The 20,065-nt window shown below is 52.3% G+C and carries 18 protein-coding genes; 2 read left to right on the top strand and 16 right to left on the bottom strand.

Features of this window, described 5'->3' with window-relative positions:
• Positions 1 to 100 precede the first annotated feature (100 nt).
• A complete protein-coding gene (locus BN3772_RS18230) occupies positions 101 to 1,216 on the top strand; it encodes an IS110 family RNA-guided transposase (RefSeq protein ID WP_042201204.1) in 1,116 nt (371 codons plus the stop codon).
• A 458-nt stretch (positions 1,217 to 1,674) separates the two neighbouring features.
• On the opposite strand, the gene spoIIE is transcribed toward BN3772_RS18230, so the two are convergent.
• From spoIIE to pth, 14 genes are all read right to left on the bottom strand, one after another.
• Positions 1,675 to 4,185: a stage II sporulation protein E gene (gene spoIIE / locus BN3772_RS18225; RefSeq protein ID WP_042201203.1), complete on the bottom strand. Its 2,511-nt coding sequence runs from the start codon at positions 4,183 to 4,185 to the stop codon at positions 1,675 to 1,677.
• Between the two features lie 417 nt (positions 4,186 to 4,602).
• Positions 4,603 to 5,106 carry a S1 domain-containing RNA-binding protein gene (locus tag BN3772_RS18220; RefSeq protein ID WP_042201202.1) on the bottom strand — a complete coding sequence of 168 codons (504 nt, stop codon included), beginning with the start codon at positions 5,104 to 5,106 and terminating at the stop codon, positions 4,603 to 4,605.
• A gap of 124 nt (positions 5,107 to 5,230) precedes the next feature.
• The gene (locus tag BN3772_RS18215; RefSeq protein WP_042171865.1) at positions 5,231 to 5,566 is read right to left on the bottom strand and encodes an FtsB family cell division protein; all 336 of its coding nucleotides are present in this window, start codon (positions 5,564 to 5,566) and stop codon (positions 5,231 to 5,233) included.
• 22 nt (positions 5,567 to 5,588) lie between these two features.
• Positions 5,589 to 6,152 carry a spore cortex biosynthesis protein YabQ gene (gene yabQ / locus BN3772_RS18210; protein WP_042201200.1) on the bottom strand — a complete coding sequence of 188 codons (564 nt, stop codon included), beginning with the start codon at positions 6,150 to 6,152 and terminating at the stop codon, positions 5,589 to 5,591.
• Positions 6,149 to 6,433 carry a sporulation protein YabP gene (yabP, locus tag BN3772_RS18205; RefSeq protein ID WP_039868889.1) on the bottom strand — a complete coding sequence of 95 codons (285 nt, stop codon included), beginning with the start codon at positions 6,431 to 6,433 and terminating at the stop codon, positions 6,149 to 6,151. The genes yabQ and yabP overlap by 4 nt, the downstream gene beginning before the upstream one ends.
• A gap of 135 nt (positions 6,434 to 6,568) precedes the next feature.
• Entirely contained in the window at positions 6,569 to 6,847 is a 279-nt protein-coding gene (locus BN3772_RS18200) for an RNA-binding S4 domain-containing protein (protein ID WP_042171862.1), read from the bottom strand.
• Positions 6,847 to 7,119, bottom strand: a complete 273-nt coding sequence (locus BN3772_RS18195) for an HU family DNA-binding protein (RefSeq protein WP_039868883.1) — start codon at positions 7,117 to 7,119, stop codon at positions 6,847 to 6,849. Before BN3772_RS18195 ends, BN3772_RS18200 begins: the two co-directional genes overlap by 1 nt.
• A gap of 286 nt (positions 7,120 to 7,405) precedes the next feature.
• Positions 7,406 to 8,902 (bottom strand): bifunctional methyltransferase/pyrophosphohydrolase YabN, encoded by a 1,497-nt coding sequence (yabN, locus tag BN3772_RS18190; RefSeq protein WP_042201199.1) that lies wholly within the window; start codon positions 8,900 to 8,902, stop codon positions 7,406 to 7,408.
• 130 nt (positions 8,903 to 9,032) lie between these two features.
• On the bottom strand, positions 9,033 to 10,694 hold the full coding sequence (locus BN3772_RS18185; protein ID WP_042201198.1) for a putative polysaccharide biosynthesis protein: 1,662 nt from the start codon (positions 10,692 to 10,694) through the stop codon (positions 9,033 to 9,035).
• Positions 10,695 to 10,832: 138 nt separating this feature from the next.
• Positions 10,833 to 11,375: a stage V sporulation protein T gene (spoVT, locus tag BN3772_RS18180; RefSeq protein ID WP_042201196.1), complete on the bottom strand. Its 543-nt coding sequence runs from the start codon at positions 11,373 to 11,375 to the stop codon at positions 10,833 to 10,835.
• Between the two features lie 196 nt (positions 11,376 to 11,571).
• Positions 11,572 to 12,621 carry a peptidylprolyl isomerase gene (locus BN3772_RS18175; protein ID WP_042201194.1) on the bottom strand — a complete coding sequence of 350 codons (1,050 nt, stop codon included), beginning with the start codon at positions 12,619 to 12,621 and terminating at the stop codon, positions 11,572 to 11,574.
• Positions 12,608 to 16,132, bottom strand: a complete 3,525-nt coding sequence (gene mfd / locus BN3772_RS18170) for a transcription-repair coupling factor (protein ID WP_042201193.1) — start codon at positions 16,130 to 16,132, stop codon at positions 12,608 to 12,610. Before mfd ends, BN3772_RS18175 begins: the two co-directional genes overlap by 14 nt.
• 135 nt (positions 16,133 to 16,267) lie before the next feature.
• Positions 16,268 to 16,498: an anti-sigma-F factor Fin gene (gene fin / locus BN3772_RS18165; protein WP_042201192.1), complete on the bottom strand. Its 231-nt coding sequence runs from the start codon at positions 16,496 to 16,498 to the stop codon at positions 16,268 to 16,270.
• A gap of 90 nt (positions 16,499 to 16,588) precedes the next feature.
• Positions 16,589 to 17,149 (bottom strand): aminoacyl-tRNA hydrolase, encoded by a 561-nt coding sequence (gene pth / locus BN3772_RS18160; protein ID WP_042171847.1) that lies wholly within the window; start codon positions 17,147 to 17,149, stop codon positions 16,589 to 16,591.
• Positions 17,150 to 17,242: 93 nt separating this feature from the next.
• Here pth and BN3772_RS18155 point away from each other — a divergent pair, with 93 nt between their 5' ends.
• Entirely contained in the window at positions 17,243 to 17,443 is a 201-nt protein-coding gene (locus BN3772_RS18155) for a hypothetical protein (RefSeq protein WP_042171844.1), read from the top strand.
• An 87-nt stretch (positions 17,444 to 17,530) separates the two neighbouring features.
• Here the strand turns inward: BN3772_RS18155 and BN3772_RS18150 are convergent, their stop codons facing one another.
• Together BN3772_RS18150 and glmU are read right to left on the bottom strand one after the other, a co-directional pair.
• Complete coding sequence (locus tag BN3772_RS18150) at positions 17,531 to 18,484, bottom strand: ribose-phosphate diphosphokinase (protein WP_036678796.1); 954 nt, start codon at positions 18,482 to 18,484, stop codon at positions 17,531 to 17,533.
• An 88-nt stretch (positions 18,485 to 18,572) separates the two neighbouring features.
• Positions 18,573 to 19,973 carry a bifunctional UDP-N-acetylglucosamine diphosphorylase/glucosamine-1-phosphate N-acetyltransferase GlmU gene (glmU, locus tag BN3772_RS18145; RefSeq protein ID WP_042201190.1) on the bottom strand — a complete coding sequence of 467 codons (1,401 nt, stop codon included), beginning with the start codon at positions 19,971 to 19,973 and terminating at the stop codon, positions 18,573 to 18,575.
• Positions 19,974 to 20,065: the final 92 nt, after the last annotated feature.

The raw sequence follows: 20,065 nt of genomic DNA, 5'->3' as shown, positions 1-20,065 counted from the left end.
TAGTTATGATGAACGAAAGGCAGCCCCTGTTCGCACACCGTAGGTTAAAATGGAAGTGGGTACCACCATTTCAGAGCTACATGCGAAAGGAGCTGTTACTATGAAGAATACCATAAAATACGTCGGTTTGGATGTGTCTAAAGAAAAAATTGCGGTGGCGATTGCAGATGAGGGCCGGGAGCCTGCACGGTATCATGGCGCAATTGCCCACACGCCAGATGCTGTAGGGCGACTGATTCGGAAACTTCAAAGCTCAGCGGTCACACTGGAAGTCTGCTACGAAGCCGGACCGACGGGGTATGACTTGTATCACTGGCTGACGAAAATGGGGGTTTCATGCACTGTAATCGCACCTTCCCGTATTCCTCAGCGTCCTGGGGATGCCATAAAAACCGATCGCCGGGATGCCGAAAGACTAGCCCAACTGCACCGCGCAGGGGAATTGACCGCCATTCATGTGCCTACCCCGGAAATAGAGGCCCTTCGCGACCTTGTCAGAGCCAGAGAGGATGCCCGGGAAGAGTTGCATCGAGCGCGGCAACGGCTGATTCATTTCTTATTACGGCACCAGATTCACGCCCCGGAAGGGATGAAAAGACGCTGGACCCAAAGATACCGGCAGTGGTTATCTACCCTGACGTTTGAGCATGCTGCCCAGGCTCGGGTATTCAGCGAGTTACTACAACATCTACGCGAAGTGGAAGAGCGAATCAAGCGGTTTGAAGCCACCCTGCGAGAAGAAGCAGGTATCTGTACGTATGCGCCTGTCATTCAGGCCCTGCAGGGCCTGCGAGGCATTGCTCTGCTAACCGCTGTGACGCTAGTGGTCGAGATTGGTAACTTTGAGCGATTCCGCTCACCGGCCCAGCTCATGAGCTACCTCGGACTGGTCCCGCGGGAATACTCATCTGGAGCCAGCACAAAACGCGGACGTTTAACCAAAACAGGAAATGCAGCCGTCCGGCGTACACTCGTAGAATCCGCATGGAGTTACCGTCACCGCCCAGCGGTTAAAGGGGACTTAGAGAAACGCCTAGAAGGGCAGTGCGCTCATGTCCAAGAAACGTCGTGGAAGGCCCAAGAACGGCTACACGGCAAGTATTTAAAGATGGTCAGACGAGGAAAACACCGAAACTTGGCCATGGCCGCAGTCGGACGTGAGTTAATCGGATTTATCTGGTCTATTGCGGTAGATGCAGAGCGAAGAATAGCGTAGTACAGAGAAAGCATGCAGAAAAGCAGGTTCCAAAAAGTGAATCTTTTGGGCATGGAGACAAAGAGAAAGGTTCGAGGAGAATCCGTGATTTCCAACTGCACAAAATCGATGGATCTGACGTGCGATATTAGTTTACGGAAGCTCCTTCGACGTAGGCATAACATGTGGTAACCAACCCACGGATAGCAGTGTGCCAGCCGACGACTCGCATTTTGTCTCTATGCCCAAGGGATTGAAAACACCTTGGTTAAAAGGGTGAAAAACAGGGAATTGACAAATTCGTTCATAGCAGTTGGAGAAACGACAGCTATTTAAACGGATCTGCCCGAATATCAGAAGTTAGTTGGCAAATTTAGAGCCCCCACGCAGCATGTAAGTGGATTCATTCCATTAAATACTTACTTACGAAAAATGAACGGCCTCTAGCAGCTTACTCCAACGCAACGGATGCTAGCTATTCAGCTGACAGTCCGCGGGCGCTCCATCCGGCCGATTCCGGGCAGATGCAGGCTGGACCACTGCGGATGATAGTGATCCAGACGGCTGACTACAATCGTCATATCATCATGAATCTCATTACCCTGGTAGCGGATTACCTTCTCCAGCAGCTCGTCGGCCATATCCTGGGGATCATCTCCTTCAAGCTCCTGGATCAGCCTCTTCATCCATATCTCTTTATTAACGGCATATCCGGGCGCATCATAAATACCGTCTGTCATCATAATGAGAATATCACCCGGGCACAGCTGCATACTGATCAGATCCACCTCGATATCCTTAATAATTCCGATAGGCAGGTTGCTTGAGGTAATCGGAATCACCTCACTGCCCCGGCGGATAAAGCTGGGTGCGGAGGCGATTTTCATAAAGGTGGTCTGTGCAGAGTACTGGTCAATCAGTGCCATATCGACCGTCGCATAGAATTCCTCGGGTGAACGGAGCAGTAAAATGGAATTTACCGATTTGACTGCCAGCTTCTCGTCCATACCTGACTGCAGCAGCTTCTCCAGCATCGACAGCGCAGCACTGCTCTCCATCCGCGCGCGCTCCCCGTTACCCATCCCGTCACTAATTGAGACTGCAAAGGTTCCGTTCCCCAGCTCCACTGTACTAAAGCTGTCTCCCGAGAGCATATCTCCGCCCTTGGCTGCGCCTGCCACACCGGTACTGACCTCATATGCTTTAGCTGAGCCGAAGGTAACCATGGACAGGCCCTCCCGCGGATGAACTGCCGTTTCATTGACGACAGCGATATTCTCCTCCAGTATGTCCGAGAGCAGCGGTGCAATCATTTTACGGCATTCGTCGAAGCCTCTGGTGTACGCATGGACAATCTCGATCTCAACCCGCCCCGGGTCCAGACTGAGAATTTCAATGCTGTGGATGGACAAGCCCAGCTTCTCCAGCGCCTCACGGATCTGCCCTTCCTGACGGTACATGGCTTGTCCCTCCCGTTTAATTTCCCGGGCCAGATCCTCCATGACCTGGGAGACGCCGGACAGCTGCTCGGCAACAAATTGGCGGCTGTCGTATATTTGCCGCTTCCAGCGCATATCATGCTGGTATAGCTCATATTGGCCTTTCATAACATCCAGCACCTCAGCCGTTTTTCCGCAGATCCGGTTCCATTCCGGAGGAAGCTGGGCTGCTGTGATATCCGGGCATTCTTCCACCGTAGTCATCATATCGGTCATATACCGGTAGGTCTGATAGAATTTCGCATCCCAGCAGTGTGTCCGCCGGATGCAGCCCGCGCAAGCGCCTTCAGTTACAGTGCTCATGAAATTCTCCATTTCCCGGTCACTCTTTCCTGCCTCTGCGGCGCGGGGAATCTGTCCAAAGCTGCTGGACAGCTGCTGAAAAATCTGAGAGAACTGCGTAACCCGTTCTGCTGTAATATCCCGGACCCTCCGCGCATATTCATGCTGGGTACGGCTGTGATCGGCAGTGCCAGGTACATACTTTGCTATAGCTGTAATCATTCCTTTCGGTGTTAGAAGAAATATCAGTACAGCAGCACAGGTTTCCCAGGTGGATGACATGACATCGCCGGGCCCCAGAAAGTACACGGATAGAATCGTTGAGCCGAGCAGCATCCCCATCGATACGGCCCCTTTGCGTCCGGCTTGCATCATACCTGCCAGCATACCGGAGAAAGCAAGCAGGCTCATTTGATAGATGGCTCCGATATCCGCAAGGCTGAGGATCAGGCCGGTGACTACTCCGACTGCAGCACCAAGCGGAGCTCCTCCCGCTAGGGCAAACAGCAAAATCAGATAGCGGGACAGGATATGCTCGAGCGATAGCCCTCCTACTGTCCAGCCTACAAGTCCTGTCATAACCGAGGCAAGCAGAATAATCAGGCAGAGAACCTCATCGCTGCGCAGTGCCCGGCTTTTCATTTTGAATGTAAACAACGGGAGAGCCTGAAGAAATACGAGTGTCAGTACAAAGCCAAGCAGGGCATCAACAGCAGCCATCATCAGCGGGTACCAGGCAATCGAGGGGCCAATCACGACCCGGAACAGGCCGACCATAAACGAAGATACAAATACCATAAGCGGAGCATAGGATAAGTCTATCCGCTGAAAGTTCTCCATACCCTTATAGATCAGGAAGAGGACGATCAGCTCTGAGGCGACTACAGCGGCTCCGGGAAACGGTGTAAACAGGCTGCCGAGAATAATAGCACCGGCCACGGGCAGCACGGAATCTTTTCTCATAAAAAGAATTACAGCAAAGTAAGCTACAGCAAAGGGTGAGAGCTCGTCTAAAATCATGGCCCGTCCCAGCAGAAAGCCCATCAGACTAAGCAGCAGGGTCCATTTCTTCACCGCTATCAGCTGGATTAGCGGCAGCTTCATGCCCCAGTTCTTTACACGCGTGCTCCAGGCCTCTTCCTTCTGTCCCTTGCCCTTGCTTCCGGCTCTGGTCCACTCCGGCAAATTCACCACATTGCTTTTATTCATTCCTTCGCACCACCCGTTAGAGAATTTATGGTTCTCATTATAAGCGCACGATTCTATGAAAGTTTGTCAGAAACAGAGAGCAGACTTGAAGAAATTTCCGACAAAAAAGCCCGGACCGGCATTTTATGGAAATTAACTCCTAACCCTTGCGGGCCACCGGATTAGCTTCGCTGGTAGCAGCATACATGACTTACGGATTATAACCTGACAGCAGATATTCGTCAGCGATTGCCCCGGAGATATGTGAAATCGGCAAGGATGCTGTCGGCAATTTATTCTGCTGCGACAAATTAATTCGCAGCAGAGCCTTCACATGGAACCTGGCTCAGATCTTTTGCGGGGAGATTCCAGGAATATAATAAAAAAACCGCAGCGGCATGATGCCCCTGCGGTTATTTATACTGTACAAGTATCGGATTACACGCGTTTGGCTCCACGGCCGCCGCGTTTTCCTTCTGTGTTCTTCTTGATCGAAGATATCCGTTCTTCGCTATCTTTCAGGAAGCGTGACATTTTATCCTCGAATGAAGGTTTACCGGCTGCAGGCTTGAATGGACGCCCACCCCGTTCACGATTAAAACTACCGCCTCCACCACCGCCGCCTCCGCTACCTCCGCCGAAACGGTCTCCGCCGCTTGGACGTTCTGGTCTTGGGGCTCTAGGGGGACGTACTTCTGATGCCGGCTTATCAACAGCCTGCTTAATGGAAAGCCCGATCTTGCCGTCCTTGTCAACATTGATCACCTTGACGGTTACTACATCAGCAATCTTCAAATGATCGTTAACATCCTTGACGTAGTTATCAGCGATTTCCGAAATGTGAACGAGACCTGTGACACCTCCTGACAGATCCACAAATGCTCCGAAATGCGTGATGCCTGTCACCTTGCCTTCTAACTTGGTGCCCACTTCAATTGCCATAGAATAAAATGATCCTCCCTTAAAAATATACAGACGAATATAAACTCCATCCAGTCTGCGGTGATTTGATTATACAGTAAAGAGCAAATCAAGGCAACACAGCTAAAGCCTGATTTGGCCAGCTTTATTGCCCTGATTGCTCTGTACGGATTGGCAGTTCGCCCGGAAGATACATATTGTACCATTTCCGCGCCAGTTGTCCGATATACTCATCATCATTAAGCCTGGAGACCTCGTATTTCAGCTGGTTAAGCGAGGCAGTGACATTCTCACTGCTTGCCTGTTTCTTGGCAAGCACCTCACTCTTGTCCGCAATCGAAGCGCTCTGGGCAAAGAAAATGTAACCGGACCAGCTGAAGAATACAGTCATTACCGCAAGCCATATGAACTTTCTTCTCTTCGCACCTGCGGCCACAGCCTTGCTTGCCGTTCCCTTATCTTCCGCAGTAAATCTGTTCATGCGTCGTACCCCCATTGTAAGGTCAGCGTTTCCGCCATGCGGTTATCCATTCAATTGATCTCTTAATCCAGGCCGATTGACCGAGCCGGGATACATACGGAGAGATCCATCTTACGGGAATTACCCAAATTGGCTTCGTTAGACGCAAGAGCAGCTTCAAAATAAATAACAGGATGCGCCCAAGCAGCAATAGCGTCCCTTTACAAAGCCGCCAAAGCCAGCGCAGCGGTACACCTATTAAGATTTCCAGTGCTCTCCATAGCAATCTGCACGTATACTGGACCGACTGAATTAACATTACCACAAAACGCCGGACCGTAACACTGAAGATCAAAAAATAGATCCATACGCCTAGAAAGAGCCCTAAAAAGACATAAAACCTCAATTGACCCTGATTTCCGGCATACAGCATGCGAAACACAAGCAGCGCAGCCCATATCCAATACAGCAGATCCAGCAGCGCATTGAGCCATTTAGGAAAGCTCAGCTTCAGCGACAGCACCCGGTAGCTGTCATAAGCCACGCCCATAGCTGAACCGGCCAGTATCATATAAATCAGGGTCATCCACTGAACTGCGGGGTTCATTTAAACAGCTTGCCCAGTATGCCTTTGTTTTTCCCCTGTGTTCCGGGATCAAGATAAATCAGGGAATGGACATTGCCTTCCAGCGACAAAATGCCGTTCTCGAGGCTGAGGTTTTTGATATGTAAATGATTCCCCCGGATGGTGAGATGGCCAAGCTCCGTACGGAGCAAAAATTCCTCGCTGTCGAAGCTCTCTACATTCTGAACACCCGTCAGCTCCAGCTGCTTGCGGCTGCGCATGTGCAGATCATGCTGCTTATTGACTTTTACTGGCTCGATCATAGCATGTACCCCTCCTTCTTGATTCTAATCTATGGTGGGGGAGCGGGTTATAGAACTGGCTGAATCTGCTGAACATATAAAAAAGCACAGCTTTACATAAAGTAAGGCTGTACTTGTGATTATTACTATTTGCTTCTACCAGTCCAGTCCGCTGCTTTTGGCAACAGGCTCCTCACGGAGCAGTGTGTACATCCCGGCTGCCTCATCCTTACGGGTGGTTTCAACCAGCTTCTCCACTTTGACCGTTACAAGCTTCTGCCCGAACTGCACTGTAATCTCGTCACCGATCTTTACTGTGCTGCTTGGCTTGGATTCCTTACCGTTAATCAGCACCCGGCCTTGCTCGGACACATCCTTGGCCACTGTGCGGCGCTTGATTAAACGGGACACCTTCAGATACTTGTCCAGACGCATTAATTAACGGCTTCTTTTAGCTTGTTGCCAGCCTTGAAGGCCGGTACAGTCGATTCAGGAATTTCAATAGGTGTGCCCGATTGCGGGTTGCGGCCGGTACGGCCGGAACGTTTGCGTGTTTCAAAAGTACCGAAGCCGATCAGCTGTACTTTATCACCCTTGGACAAAGCATCGGTAATTTCGCTAAGTACACCGTTCAATACGGCTTCTACATCTTTTTTTGCCAATCCGCTTTTTTCGGAAATGTTGTTTACCAGATCTGTCTTGTTCATAATTAGAAGTTCCTCCTAGGATACAAAAAAATAAATGAAACGCGATCAGCTGCCAAAATCTGCCTCAAATCGTCATTTCGTCTTTATGATATTCTTGATGCCGCCCGGAAATCCTGCCGCAAACCGCCGTTTTTTTGAAAAATCGTCTATTCCGGCTCCAGGCACTACTACATTATAAACCTCTTGCGGCATTTGAAACCAGAGAATGAAGCCTCATTCACAGCATTGCCGCTTCCTGCAGCAGCTATACTGCTGGAGTAACGGTTTATGCAAAAGTCTGCTGCCATTAATTCCGCTCCTGCAGCTTGGCTTCCTGCCATAGCAGCTCCATGTCATCCAGACTGCTCTCCTTCACACTGGTGCCACGGGCAAGCAGCTGCTGCTCAATGTAGGCAAAGCGGGACACAAACTTACGGTTAGTGCGGGTTAGCGCCTCCTCCGGGTCTGCTCCAATGAAACGGGCGGCATTCGTAGCCGCGAACAGCAGGTCACCAAGCTCCAGCATTTGTTCCTCAGGCGTTGCGCCGCTCTCAACAGCCTCCTGCAGCTCATCTGCCTCCTCACGGATTTTGGCCAGTACATCGGTAATGTTGTCCCAGTCAAAGCCTACTTTGGAGGCCTTCTTCTGCAGCTTGTAGGCTTTCATGAGGGCAGGCAGATCACGGGGAACTCCGCTGAGCGCCGATTCTGTCTCCGGCTTCACGCCTTTGAGCCGCTTCTCTTCGGCTTTCATGCCGTCCCAGTTCTTCAGCGCCTCATCGGCATCAGCCGCACTCATATCACCAAACACATGCGGATGGCGGAATATGAGCTTGTCATTTAGTCCCTCAATAACATCATAGACACTAAATGTGCCAAGCTCCTCTTCAATCTGCGAATGGAGCATAATCTGCAGCAGCAGATCGCCCAGCTCCTCCTTCATGTGATCGGGATCATCCTCATCGATCGTTTCCAGCACCTCATAGGTTTCTTCGATCAGATTTTTGCGCAGCGACTCGTGTGTCTGCTCACGGTCCCACGGGCAGCCTTCCGGGCTTCTCAGCGTATCAACAATTTCATGGAGACGGGCAAAGGAGCGTCTGCGTGCACTCTCTTCCCGGTTAGCCGGCACATAAATCAGAGACAGGTTGCCATATCCGTCAATCCGGTCCAGCTCATACAGCGGCACGCGGAGAATCTGCTCCTCTTGCTCCACGCCAAGCGCATGTCCGACAATCACTTCGTACTCCGGCGGGTACAGCTCCATCAGGCACAGCTTGGTCTCTGATGCTGTAAAGCTGTCATAGACCTGCCCGATTAGCGTGTGCAGCTCAGGCTGGAGCTGTGAGCTGCGGATCCCCGAGGCGTCCAGCAGCTGAAAGCCTTCGATCGGATCAAAGCCTAGCCGCACGAAGGCTTCGTCCAGGAAGCTCTCGCCGCCGAGAATCTGCAGCTCAATGCCGGCTTCCGGGCAGCGGTGCCGCAGCTGGGATACCGCTGATTCGGCCACCATCGGATGTCCGGGAACTGCGTAGACCATTTCAGTACCCTCCGGTGCGGCCAGCGCTTCTTCAATTAGTCTTGCGGTGATCGCTTCATACACCTCCGGAAACGAGTCCAGCGACTCGTACAGTCCGTCAAAGGACTGCGAATTAATCTTAAGCTCTGTCAAAGCTGCCATTGCCGGATGCTCTGCCGTCCGCACATAGACGGCCGCAGCCGCCTGCAGCTTTTTGATAATCCCCAGCGTCAGACGGTCCGGGTTGCCTGAGCCCAGGCCGACCACCGTTAATTTTGCACTCATGGCTTTCACTCCTTCTTCGCCTGCCCTTGTGGCCGGTTGATCCGGGGGCAGGCCTGTCTTGCCTGTTATTGTTATAACGCTCTAATATCAGCTATGCATAAGTGGGCGGTACAGGTTATTGACTGTACTCTTAAGGAAAGAGGCGCAGCTGCTTAAGCTTGTCCGCCAGCTTCGGGCCGAAGCCCGGCAGCTGGCGCAGCTCGCTCTCGCTGAGCAGCCGAAGCCTGACCGCGCCCAGCGCAAAGACCGCGCAGCCCGCCAGAACGCCCAGCAGCGTCTGCGCAAGGCTGGCCATCCGCCCGCCGCCAAAGCCCGCGGCGGTAAGCGTCAGAGCCGCGCCGCTGCTCACGGCGGCGGCGGCAAGCCCCAGGCCCGCGAGCAGCAGCGCGGGCCGCAGCAGGGCATCTGCGAAGCGCAGCCGCAGATAGCCCTGCCGGTACAGCAGCAGCACGTTCAGCGCTGCTGCAAGCCCGTGCGCCGCCACGCTGGCGATGGCGGCGCCGGTAATGCCCTGCTGCGGCACCAGCAGCAGGTTAAGGGCCGCCTTAAGCACAGCGGCGGCCAGAAGATGCAGCGCCGGCGCGCGCACGGCGCCAAGGCCCTGCAGCAGCGCGGCGGAGATGATGCTGACGGTACCGCCCGCGGCGGTGAAGGCCAGCCAGATCATCGTGCCGCTGCCTGCGGCATCGCCGTACAGAGCCACGTTGACCGGCTCTGCCAGAACCGCCAGGCCGACCGAAGCGGCCAGGCCCAGCAGCCAGAACCAGCGCAGCGACAGGCTGCAGCGGGTTCGGATTAAGGCGTCATCGCCGCGGTACTTCGCCTCCGCCAGGGCGGGGATGAAGACAACTGACAGCGAGGTCGCCAGCATGGTCACAATCTGCACGAGCGGCAGGCCGCGGTTATAAATACCGAACTGGGCCATGGAAGCTGCTTCACCGACGGCAGCTGACAGCAGCCTCGGGACGGTGAATACATCGACCAGCCCGATCAACGGCACAGCCAGCGCTCCCAGCATCACCGGCAGGCCGTAAGCCAGGAGCCGGCCTCGGGTCGCCGGTTTGGTTCGGCCCGCAGCTGCGGTATGTAGCTTAGGCTCTGCACCGGCAACTGCAGACACGGCAGCTCCGGCCTGACCAGACTGCCGCCTGTGCCGTCCCCAAAAGAGCAGCATAACGATCAGCCCGGCAGCTCCGCCGGCAGCCGAGCCGAGCATGGCTCCAGCAGCAATTTCTGCCGCGCCTGCTCCGCTTCCGGTCAGATACAGCAGCAGCGCAATCATGACAATGACACGCACAGACTGCTCTGTTACCTGTGATACGGCTGTGGGCAGCATATTATGCAGTCCCTGAAAATAACCGCGCAATGCAGCCATAAGCGGAACAACAGCCAGTCCGAAGGCACTGGTATGCAGAGCAGGTATGATGTGTGAATTGCCGACTATGCGGGCAATCACCGGAGCACCTGCATAGGTAAGCATACCGATCATAATCCCGCAGACCGCTGTGAGAACTGCTGACAGACGGAGAATCCGTCTTCCCTCAGCCTCATTGCCGCCGGCTGAGGCTTCAGCGACAAACTTCGAAATCGCCGACGGCAGGCCCAGCATTGCCACCGTAATCAGCATTGTATAAAGCGGGTTAACCGTGTTATAAATACCGAATACCGCGTCACCGCCCAGGTTCTGCAGCGGGATCTTTTGCAGCGTACCGATAAGCTTGGATACAATGGCTGCCGCGCTGAGAATAAATGCCCCTTGCAGCAGCTTGGAGCCTGATGTGCCTGGTTTCATAATTTACCTGCTTCTGCAGCAATAACCGCTATAATAGGATGAATTTCTATATTATACCGCAAGCAGGCAGACGACAAAACCCCGCCCCCTCTTTGATTATTCATCAAAGGGTGAGCGGGGCCAGCGGCACCAAGGCTTCTACTGCTCCATTTGCTTGCCCAGGAAAGCGGCAGCGGTCTCGGCCATCTTTATTTCCATCTGTGACATTTTTACGGAGTCATCCTTGTTCATCAGTACGACACAGCCAATCGGATCACCGCCTGAAATGATTGGGGCAGCAACATAACTGGACAGCAGTTCGGAATGCTCTTTGCTGATGTCGTAAGTTCCGCCGTTCGTCTCAAGCGAGGTCTTACGGCTCTCCATAACCTTTTCGAGCAGCACACCCACCTGCTTGTCCAAATATTCCTTCTTGGAGCCGCCGGCCAAAGCGATAAAGGTGTCTCTGTCTGCAATCATTGTAATATGTCCGGTACCCTCATACAGCGATTCCGCATATTCCTTGGCAAAGTCGCCAAGTTCCCCAATCGGGGAATACTTTTTCAGTATGACTTCACCGTCGCGATCAACGAATATCTCCAGCGGATCGCCTTCACGGATACGCAGTGTGCGTCTAATTTCTTTAGGAATAACAACACGGCCCAGATCATCAATACGGCGAACAATACCAGTAGCTTTCATTTCACATGTTGCCCCGCTTTCTTAAGAAGTATGGTCCAACTACTGTCCATTATGGGAAAGGATAATCCCAGTGATTTATCGTAATATCTGACCATAGTATTCATCTCTTCCCAGTTCCTTATACATCTCAGTCGCTTAATTAAAACACAAAAAAGCCACCCCTCGCCTGGAAGCGTCAGGATGGCTTTTCTTTTGATTATTGGGCTGCTTCTGTAGCAGCCGGTGTCGCGCTTGGTGCAGCTGTAGCCGCAGTACCGGACTCGTCTGCAGCAGCAGTGCTCTTCGGCAGATTAATTTCAATTTCTAGCGAGTCCAGCTCCTCATCAAGGAACTTCTCAAGGTTCTTTGAAGCAAGCGTACTCTTCACCGTTTCCTTCTGCTCATCAGTCAGCTTATCAAAAGCCGTCTCTGTCCGGGACTCCACTTCGATGATGTGATACCCGAAGCTGGTCTTCACCGGTTCACTGATGGTATTCAGCGCCAGCGTCTGTGCAGCCTGCTTGAACTCTTCTACGTAAGAGCCCAGTGCCTTGTCCTTATATTCACCGCCGCTTTCTACAGACCCGGTATCATCGGAATACTCCTTGGCAACTGCAGCGAAATCTCCGCCGGCGTCAAGCTTGGCTTTAGCCTCGTTAGCCCGCTTCAGCGCATCCTCATCGGTCCGTTCCTTACCGTCAGCATCAGTGAGGCCGACCAGTACATGACGCAGTGTAGCCACTGTGTAATCGCCTTTGGTCGCTTCATATTCAGCCTTCAGATCCTCATCGGTAATTTTCAGCAGCATATCCTGGTACACAGTAAGCACGCGTACCATATACGAGCGAATTTCGGCTTCGGTCAAATTCTGCTCCTTCAGCGTACTTTCATAGGTATCGCCGAGTGCCTCTTTCATTGAGCTTACCTGTACATCCGCTTCTTTCTCAGCCTGCTTCTTGGCATCGTCCGAAGCTTGTCCGGCCAGATACTCAAAAGCAACCTCCTGCTTCAGAATGGATTCCTTAAAGGCATCAATCTCCAGATATGCCGCCTGTTGCGGGGACAGGAATTTCATGACCCGGGTATCCAGATCAAATTCCTTTTCTGTAATTGTACCGTCCTTGTAGGTTGCTACAGCCTGGCTGGTGTCCTCAGCCGTATTGGCGGCATTGTTATTGCTGCTGCATGCAGACAGCATAGTGAAGGAAACCGCTGCGGCTAATGAAACCAGCAGCACTTTCCAGGATTTTGTTTTATTTACTGACATTGTGTAGTTCTCCCTTCAATTTTAACGACTCTTTCGCTGCAGCCAGAAATTGCTCCAGAGAATCAAGCAGTTCCTTGTCACTGAGATCCTTGACTTTAATGCGGATGCCGGCTTTGGCCTCCCTATCAAATTGTACACGTCTTTCGAATTGATTACCAACTTTAGCGAGCTTTGCGGTATCAAAGGCAGCTGCGCCGCCTTCATGGAAATTAAGGGATACCTCATCACCGCGCCGGATTATCGATTCCATGCCGTACAGCTTGCCGTACACCTTCAGCCGGGCAACTGACAGCAGGTTAATTACGGCCTCCGGCAATTCGCCGAACCGGTCAAGCAGCTCATCCTCCAGCTCGTTAGCGTCCTCAAAAGCAGACACTGCGGCAACCTTTTTGTAAATTTCAATTTTCTGGATGCTGTCGTAAATATACTCGGACGGAAGATAAGCGTCAATCGACAAATCAATGACTGTATTCCCCTGCTTCAGGGATGTATCCTCTTCTCCGAGCACTGTAACCTTCCGCTTCCGTATTTCCTCGGCAAGCATCTGCGAATACAGGTCAAATCCGACCGAGGCAATGAAGCCGTGCTGTTCTGCACCAAGCAGATTCCCCGCTCCGCGGATGGAAAGATCGCGCATCGCTATTTTGAAGCCGGAACCAAGCTCTGTGAATTCCTTGATCGATTGCAATCGCTTCTCGGCAACCTCTGTCAGCACTTTATCCCGCTGGTAAGTGAAGTAGGCATAGGCAATCCGGTTGGAACGTCCGACGCGTCCGCGCAGCTGGTAGAGCTGGGACAGGCCCATCTTATCGGCATCATGCACAATGAGCGTGTTGACATTCGGGATATCAACGCCAGTCTCAATAATACTGGTGCTTACGAGTACATCGTACTCCCCGTCCAGGAAGTCCAGTATCGTCTTTTCCAGCTCCGATTCCGACATTTGCCCGTGTCCCACACCCACCCGTGCTTCAGGCACCAGCATAGAAATCTGTGCTGCCATCTCATGAATACCCTGCACCCGGTTATACAGATAGTACACCTGGCCTCCGCGGGCAAGCTCACGCTCTACAGCCTCGCGGGTAAGCGTCTGGCTATGCTCAACCACATACGTCTGTACGGGAAAGCGGTTCTCCGGTGGCGTCTCAATGACTGACAAATCCCGTACACCCAGCATGGACATATGCAGCGTACGCGGTATCGGCGTTGCGGTCAGCGTCAGGACGTCGACATTTGTTTTCAGCTTTTTGAGCTTCTCCTTATGGGTTACCCCGAATCTCTGCTCTTCATCGACAATCAGCAGGCCCAGATCTTTGAACACCATGTCCTGGGATAGCAGCCGGTGTGTCCCGATTACGACATCGACGGTTCCCTGCTTCACGCCTTTTAAGGTTTCATTCTGCTCCTTGCGGCTGCGGAACCGGCTGAGTACCTGTATATTAATCGGATAATTGCCGAAGCGCTCACGGAATGTCTCGTAATGCTGCTGGGCCAAAATAGTCGTCGGCACAAGCACCGCTACCTGCTTGCCCTCAATGGCTGATTTGAACGCGGCACGAATCGCCACTTCAGTCTTTCCGTAGCCTACGTCGCCGCACAGCAGCCGGTCCATCGGACGGTTCTGCTCCATATCCTTCTTGATTTCTTCTATTGCCCGGAGCTGGTCACGCGTCTCCTCATAAGGGAACATTTCCTCGAATTCATGCTGCTCCTGCGTGTCCTTCTCGAATCCGTAGCCGAGCGCGCTCTGACGTTCTGCATACAGCTTGATCAGATCATCGGCAATATCCTGAACGGAGGAACGCACCTTGCTGGTGACTCTCGTCCACTCGTTGCCGCCCAGCTTGTAGACCTTTGGCTCCTTGTCTTCCGAACCGACATATTTCTGGATTAGATCGATCTGGTCAATCGGCACGGACAGCTTGTCACCGCCGGCATACATGATGTGCATATAATCCCGGTGAATCCCGCTGACCTCGAGCGTACCGATTCCCATATATTTGCCGATACCGTGATTCTGGTGGACGACATAATCCCCGATTTTAAGCTCGGTATAGCTCTTGATCCGTTCAGCGTTATCGATTCCCTTGTTCAGCTTGCGTGCTTTACGCTGCTTCTGCGAGAACATTTCGCCTTCGGTAATAACCGCCAGATGAATGGACGGCAGCTCAAAGCCTGAGCCCAGATTGCCCTGCAGCAGCGTCGGCTCCTCAATTCCGTAATCGTCGAGCACACGGCGGATGCGTTCCATCCGCTCTTCGCTGCTTGCCAGCATTACAACCTTAACGCCGGATTTTTGCCAGCGCTCCATTTCTGATTTTAATACGTTCATCTGCCCGTGGAAATCCTGCATTCCGCGGCTGATGAAGCCCAGAATATTCTGCGGCTGGATATGCGGAACCTGGCGCAGAAAAATGGACATGAACAGGCTCTGGAACGGCCGCCGGTACATAATGGCATCATTATCTACCGAAAGATGCAGATCCGGCAGATTTTTGCCGTTCTGAAGCAGATGCAGATTCCATTCCGACTCGTCACGTTCCAGCTGCTTTGCCGTTTCCAGCAGTCTGGCCGGCTCATCCAGCACCAGCAGAGTGTCCTCCGCCATGTAATCATACAGATGTGTCCGCTCCGGATATAAGAGACTGATATATTTATAGATTTCAGGGAAATAGGTGCCTTCCCGCAGCATTTCAAGCTCCCGGCCCATTTCTTCGCGCAGGCGAAGCTTGGCCTGACGGTCAGTCATCTTCTCAAGCTGACGCTCCAGCAGCCCGGCAGCTGCTGAAGCAGCCGCTTCAAGCCGGGACTGATCGGCAATGATCTCTTTGGCAGGAGTGACTGTAACACTCCGCACCTTATCAATGGACCGCTGATCGGCAGGATCAAAAGTCCGGATTGAATCGACCTCATCATCAAACAGCTCCACCCGGTAAGCAAACGGAGAGATCATAGGATAGAAGTCGATGATGCCTCCGCGTACACTCAGTTCACCGCGGTTCTCTACGCGTTCTACCCGCTCATAACCCATCTCAATCATCGACATCAGGAATTCATCAAGGGAGAGCGTCCCGTCTTGTGATACAGTCAGTTGTGCCGCTGCCATTACATGCGGCGCCGGCAGCAGCCGGCGTACGCCTGAATACGGAACAACAATAACCCCGCGGAAGCCCCGCGCACACCGGGTAAGCACATCAATCCGCTGCGCAAGCGTCTCCGGGCTGGATACAGCCGCTTCAGCAGCAACCAGTTCGTTGGCAGGATACAACAGCACGCGTTCTGTGGAAAGCGCTTCCTGTAAATCCTCAGCCATCTTCTGGGCAGAGAACATATTATGGGTCACTACAAGCAGCGGGCGTTCGAGCTCTTCATGGAGCGCTGCCAGCATGATTTGTCTGGCTGAGCCTGACAGGCCCGAGATCAGCTGCTCCTTCATACCGGCAGCTACGCCGCGGGTAACCGATTGAAAATCAGGATCTTTGGAAAAAGCCTCTATAAGACCATGTAACAACTAAAGACACCTCTCTTACTGAACAGGCCGGGCAGCGACTGCTAGATCACTGCCGCCCGTTATGATGGGAATTGAAAACAAGCCTTAGCATTAAGGCCAAGGCTTACGGTTGACGACAGAGACAGCCGCTTTACCTTACTGAAGCGGACTGGCCAGCAGGCTGAGTTCGGGATTGTTATCCAAGGCCTCCTTGCAATAATTGCAAGTAACCTTCACCGTGATTTCGCCGTCTGAATCATACGCTATGATCTCTCTGCGTTCCGCAGGGGTCAAGGAATGCAAGCCCAGTTGAATTTCTGTGGCCGTACTTCTATCAATGCTCCCCAGAAAAGTGCGGCAGTGCCTGCACACGTAGTGTATTGCCATCTATATGCCTCCTGAAGGTAGTATATACCCTTCAGTATGCCCCGCCCCCCGTGTATTTAGCCCGGAGCCGGTGCGGGGCCGCTGTTTCAATCAGCCGTTGAATTTGGCCATTGTCTGTTCAAAGGTGTGCTGGAGACTGAACTCCAGTGCATCACAGGTATCCAGAATCATCGTCTTCAGCTTATCCGCATCTTTCTTTGGAAAGCCGGACAGCACATAATCCACGATGGCATAACCCGGCTCCGGACGGGAAATACCCATCCTTACCCGGTTGAAGCTCTGGGTGCCGCTATGCTGGATAATGGATTTGATTCCATTGTGGCCGCCGGCGCTGCCCTGATAGCGCAGCCTGATTTTTCCGATTTCGGTGTCCAGGTCATCATACACTACGATCAGGTCCTCAAGCGCTACCTTATAATATTCCATATAGGCACGGACCGCTTCTCCGGACAGGTTCATAAAAGTCATGGGCTTAATCAAAACGGTTTTTACTCCGCCGATAACCCCTTCACCTATTACCGATTTGCACTTGTTCTGGTTAAAGGTTATTCCGTTTCTGGCTGCAAGCTCGTCCAGCGCCATAAATCCGACATTGTGCCTGGTCTTCGCATACTGTGTTCCCGGATTTCCGAGTCCAACAATCCATTTCATGATTCCGGCCTATCCTTTCTATCCTCTTGTAAGCAGAAGAGTTCCGTTTTTGGTACAATAAGCTTTATACACTCCAGAGACAGGTGATGAACGATGCCACATCAGGGCGAAATCTTAACGCTTCAGCGCCATTTCCAGTATCACATTCAATACGCTGTCCCCGTAGAGATCTACAGGGATGGTATATTCGTGGCAATGGGTGTAGTGACGGCCGTTGACGAGGGCTTTGCAGAGCTCGAAGGCACTCTTTACAACCGCGGCATCTTCACCTTTATTTCCCGTCCGGGGTACTAGGGGCGTGTATACGCCGATAAGGGTTACATCTTCCGTCATCGGAGGTGTAACCCTTTTTTTAATTATTTATCGCCGTTCCGGCTTGTCCTACTCGATCTCAAACAACTTACTGATCGACAATTCCTCATGAACGCGGATAATGGCTTCGCCCATCAATGGAGCGACGGACAGTACCTTCAGCTTGGAAGTTGGATTAGCGCTGCGGATCGGAATAGTATCGGTCACGATGATTTCTTTAATCGGTGAATTCTCCAGCCGCTCATGGGCCGGACCAGACAATACTGGATGGGTACAGCAAGCATAGACTTCCTTCACGCCGCCTTCCATCAGGGCATTTGCCCCCAGTACAATCGTTCCGGCTGTATCGATGATATCATCGATCAGAATCGCTGTCTTTCCTTCAATGTTTCCGATAATGTTCATAACCTCGCTGACATTCGGCTCCGGACGGCGCTTGTCAATAATTGCCAGAGGTGCATTAAGGAAGTCAGCAAGCTTTCTGGCCCGTACTACACCGCCATGGTCAGGAGATACAACAACCGGATTCTCGATTTGTTTGGAGCGGAAGTACTGGGCCAGAATCGGAACGCCCAGCAGGTGATCTACCGGAATATCGAAGAAGCCTTGAATCTGCATGGCATGAAGGTCCATAGTAATGACACGGTGCGCGCCGGCCTTCTCGATCAGATTCGCTACGAGCTTGGCCGTAATCGGATCACGGGAACGTGCTTTGCGGTCCTGGCGCGCATAGCCGTAGTAAGGTATAACCACGTTGATGCTCTTGGCTGAGGCGCGTTTGAGCGCATCCACCATAACGAGCAGCTCCATCAGGTTATCATTGACCGGGCCGCAGGTGGACTGGACAATGTAGACATGGCAGCCCCGGACACTTTCCGAAAGCTTAACCTGGATTTCTCCGTCACTGAAGCTTGTAGTGTGTGACTCCCCCATCGGAATGCCGATGTAGTCGGCAATCTGGCTGGCCAGCTTAGGATTGGAGTTACAAGTAAAGATCTTTAATTTGGAATCGCAATAAGTCATAAAATATAAACCCTCCGTGACGGAATTTAACTTCCAAGCTGCGCCGGGACGAGCCTATAAGCTTCGTCCCGCGCTTTGGCTTTGGCCTTTATGATGGACTGGACTGGTCTTTCTTGGCTTTGGCACGGGCGCGGATTTTGTCTGCATATCCCGGCTTGTTCTCCTGCCTTGCTCTGGCTACAGCCAGATCACTATCCGAAACAGAGCGCGTAATTGTCGACCCTGCTACAACAAACGCTCCTTTGCCTACTGTAACAGGAGCAATCAGATTGACGTTGCTGCCGATAAAGGCATCATCCTCAATCGTTGTCTTTGCTTTATTATATCCGTCGTAGTTGACGGTAATGGCACCGCAGCCGATATTGACGTTCTTGCCGACCGAAGCATCACCTACATAGCTTAAATGGGATACCTTGGAGCCGTCGCCGATTGTAGCATTCTTGACCTCAACAAAATCGCCGATTTTTACTTCTTCGCCGAGTACAGTACCCGGACGCAGATAAGCGAAAGGTCCGACAGAAGTCCGGGCTCCTACAATGGCCTGGCTCAGCACTGACTGCTTTACCGAAGCGCCTTCCCCGATTTCCGAATCCTCAATATCACTGGACGGTCCGATCACACAGTTTTCGCCGATTACAGTCTTGCCCTTGAGCAGCGTTCCGGGATACAGAATGGTATCTGCACCAATGGCTACCTCTGCTCCGATATAAGTCGAAGCCGGATCAATGATTGTAACGCCGTTCAGCATATGCTCCTTGTTAATCCGCTGGCGCATATGTCCTTCTACCTCAGACAGGGCAAGCCGGTCATTAACGCCAATAGACTCCGCAGCATCATGAGCCTGATATCCCAAAACGATATCCCCCTGTGCCCGGAGTATGCCGATACAATCGGTTAGATAGTATTCCTGTTGATTATTGTTGTTCGTCACCTGCTCCAGCGCAGCGAACAGCTTAGCATTATCAAAACAGTAGGTGCCTGTATTAATCTCCTTAACAGCCGCCTCTTCCGCGTTGCAGTCCTTCTGTTCAACAATCTTCAGGACACCGCCGTCTTCCCCGCGGATAATTCGTCCATAGCCGGCAGGCTGATCCATTACAGCAGTCAAAATCGTTGCTGCCGCCTGCTGTCCTTCATGCAGCGCCATTAATCCTTCCAGCGTTTCAGATGTGATAAGCGGCGTATCCCCGCAAATAACAATCGTCGTGCCCTCTTCACCGCCCAGCAGCTCCTTAGCCTGCTTTACAGCATGCCCGGTTCCCAGCTGGGTTTCCTGCAGCACATATTCCGCATCCTGACCCAGATAAGCTTTTACTGTTTCTGCGCCATGTCCGACTACTACAATATTACGTTCGCATCCGGTCGCCTTTACCGTATCAAGCACATGCCCTACCATCGGTTTACCGCAGACAGGGTGCAAGACTTTATATAATTTAGATTTCATGCGCTTGCCTTGACCTGCAGCAAGTACAACAGCCATTCTTTTCAAGAATGCCAACCTCCTACTTCTTGAGCTCACTACTGAATATATCTCATTCCGGGCAAAAAGAAAAGAGAACCATGCTGCCATGGTTCCCTTTT

Origin of the sequence: Paenibacillus camerounensis (assembly GCF_000723885.1) — a bacterium.
Taxonomy (GTDB): domain Bacteria; phylum Bacillota; class Bacilli; order Paenibacillales; family Paenibacillaceae; genus Paenibacillus_AQ; species Paenibacillus_AQ camerounensis.
The sequence above is the reverse complement of the archived record's forward strand: the minus strand, read 5'-3'. Positions and strand labels throughout refer to the sequence as shown.

Excerpts from the sequence above, each read along its gene's own strand:
- BN3772_RS18230 (WP_042201204.1), top strand. The coding sequence starts at position 101 with ATGAAGAATACCATAAAATACGTCGGTTTGGATGTGTCTAAAGAAAAA.
- spoIIE (WP_042201203.1), bottom strand. The coding sequence starts at position 4,185 with ATGAATAAAAGCAATGTGGTGAATTTGCCGGAGTGGACCAGAGCCGGA.
- BN3772_RS18220 (WP_042201202.1), bottom strand. The coding sequence starts at position 5,106 with ATGGCAATTGAAGTGGGCACCAAGTTAGAAGGCAAGGTGACAGGCATC.
- BN3772_RS18215 (WP_042171865.1), bottom strand. The coding sequence starts at position 5,566 with ATGAACAGATTTACTGCGGAAGATAAGGGAACGGCAAGCAAGGCTGTG.
- yabQ (WP_042201200.1), bottom strand. The coding sequence starts at position 6,152 with ATGAACCCCGCAGTTCAGTGGATGACCCTGATTTATATGATACTGGCC.
- yabP (WP_039868889.1), bottom strand. The coding sequence starts at position 6,433 with ATGATCGAGCCAGTAAAAGTCAATAAGCAGCATGATCTGCACATGCGC.
- BN3772_RS18200 (WP_042171862.1), bottom strand. The coding sequence starts at position 6,847 with ATGCGTCTGGACAAGTATCTGAAGGTGTCCCGTTTAATCAAGCGCCGC.
- BN3772_RS18195 (WP_039868883.1), bottom strand. The coding sequence starts at position 7,119 with ATGAACAAGACAGATCTGGTAAACAACATTTCCGAAAAAAGCGGATTG.
- yabN (WP_042201199.1), bottom strand. The coding sequence starts at position 8,902 with ATGAGTGCAAAATTAACGGTGGTCGGCCTGGGCTCAGGCAACCCGGAC.
- BN3772_RS18185 (WP_042201198.1), bottom strand. The coding sequence starts at position 10,694 with ATGAAACCAGGCACATCAGGCTCCAAGCTGCTGCAAGGGGCATTTATT.
- spoVT (WP_042201196.1), bottom strand. The coding sequence starts at position 11,375 with ATGAAAGCTACTGGTATTGTTCGCCGTATTGATGATCTGGGCCGTGTT.
- BN3772_RS18175 (WP_042201194.1), bottom strand. The coding sequence starts at position 12,621 with ATGTCAGTAAATAAAACAAAATCCTGGAAAGTGCTGCTGGTTTCATTA.
- fin (WP_042201192.1), bottom strand. The coding sequence starts at position 16,498 with ATGGCAATACACTACGTGTGCAGGCACTGCCGCACTTTTCTGGGGAGC.
- pth (WP_042171847.1), bottom strand. The coding sequence starts at position 17,149 with ATGAAATGGATTGTTGGACTCGGAAATCCGGGAACACAGTATGCGAAG.
- BN3772_RS18155 (WP_042171844.1), top strand. The coding sequence starts at position 17,243 with ATGCCACATCAGGGCGAAATCTTAACGCTTCAGCGCCATTTCCAGTAT.
- BN3772_RS18150 (WP_036678796.1), bottom strand. The coding sequence starts at position 18,484 with ATGACTTATTGCGATTCCAAATTAAAGATCTTTACTTGTAACTCCAAT.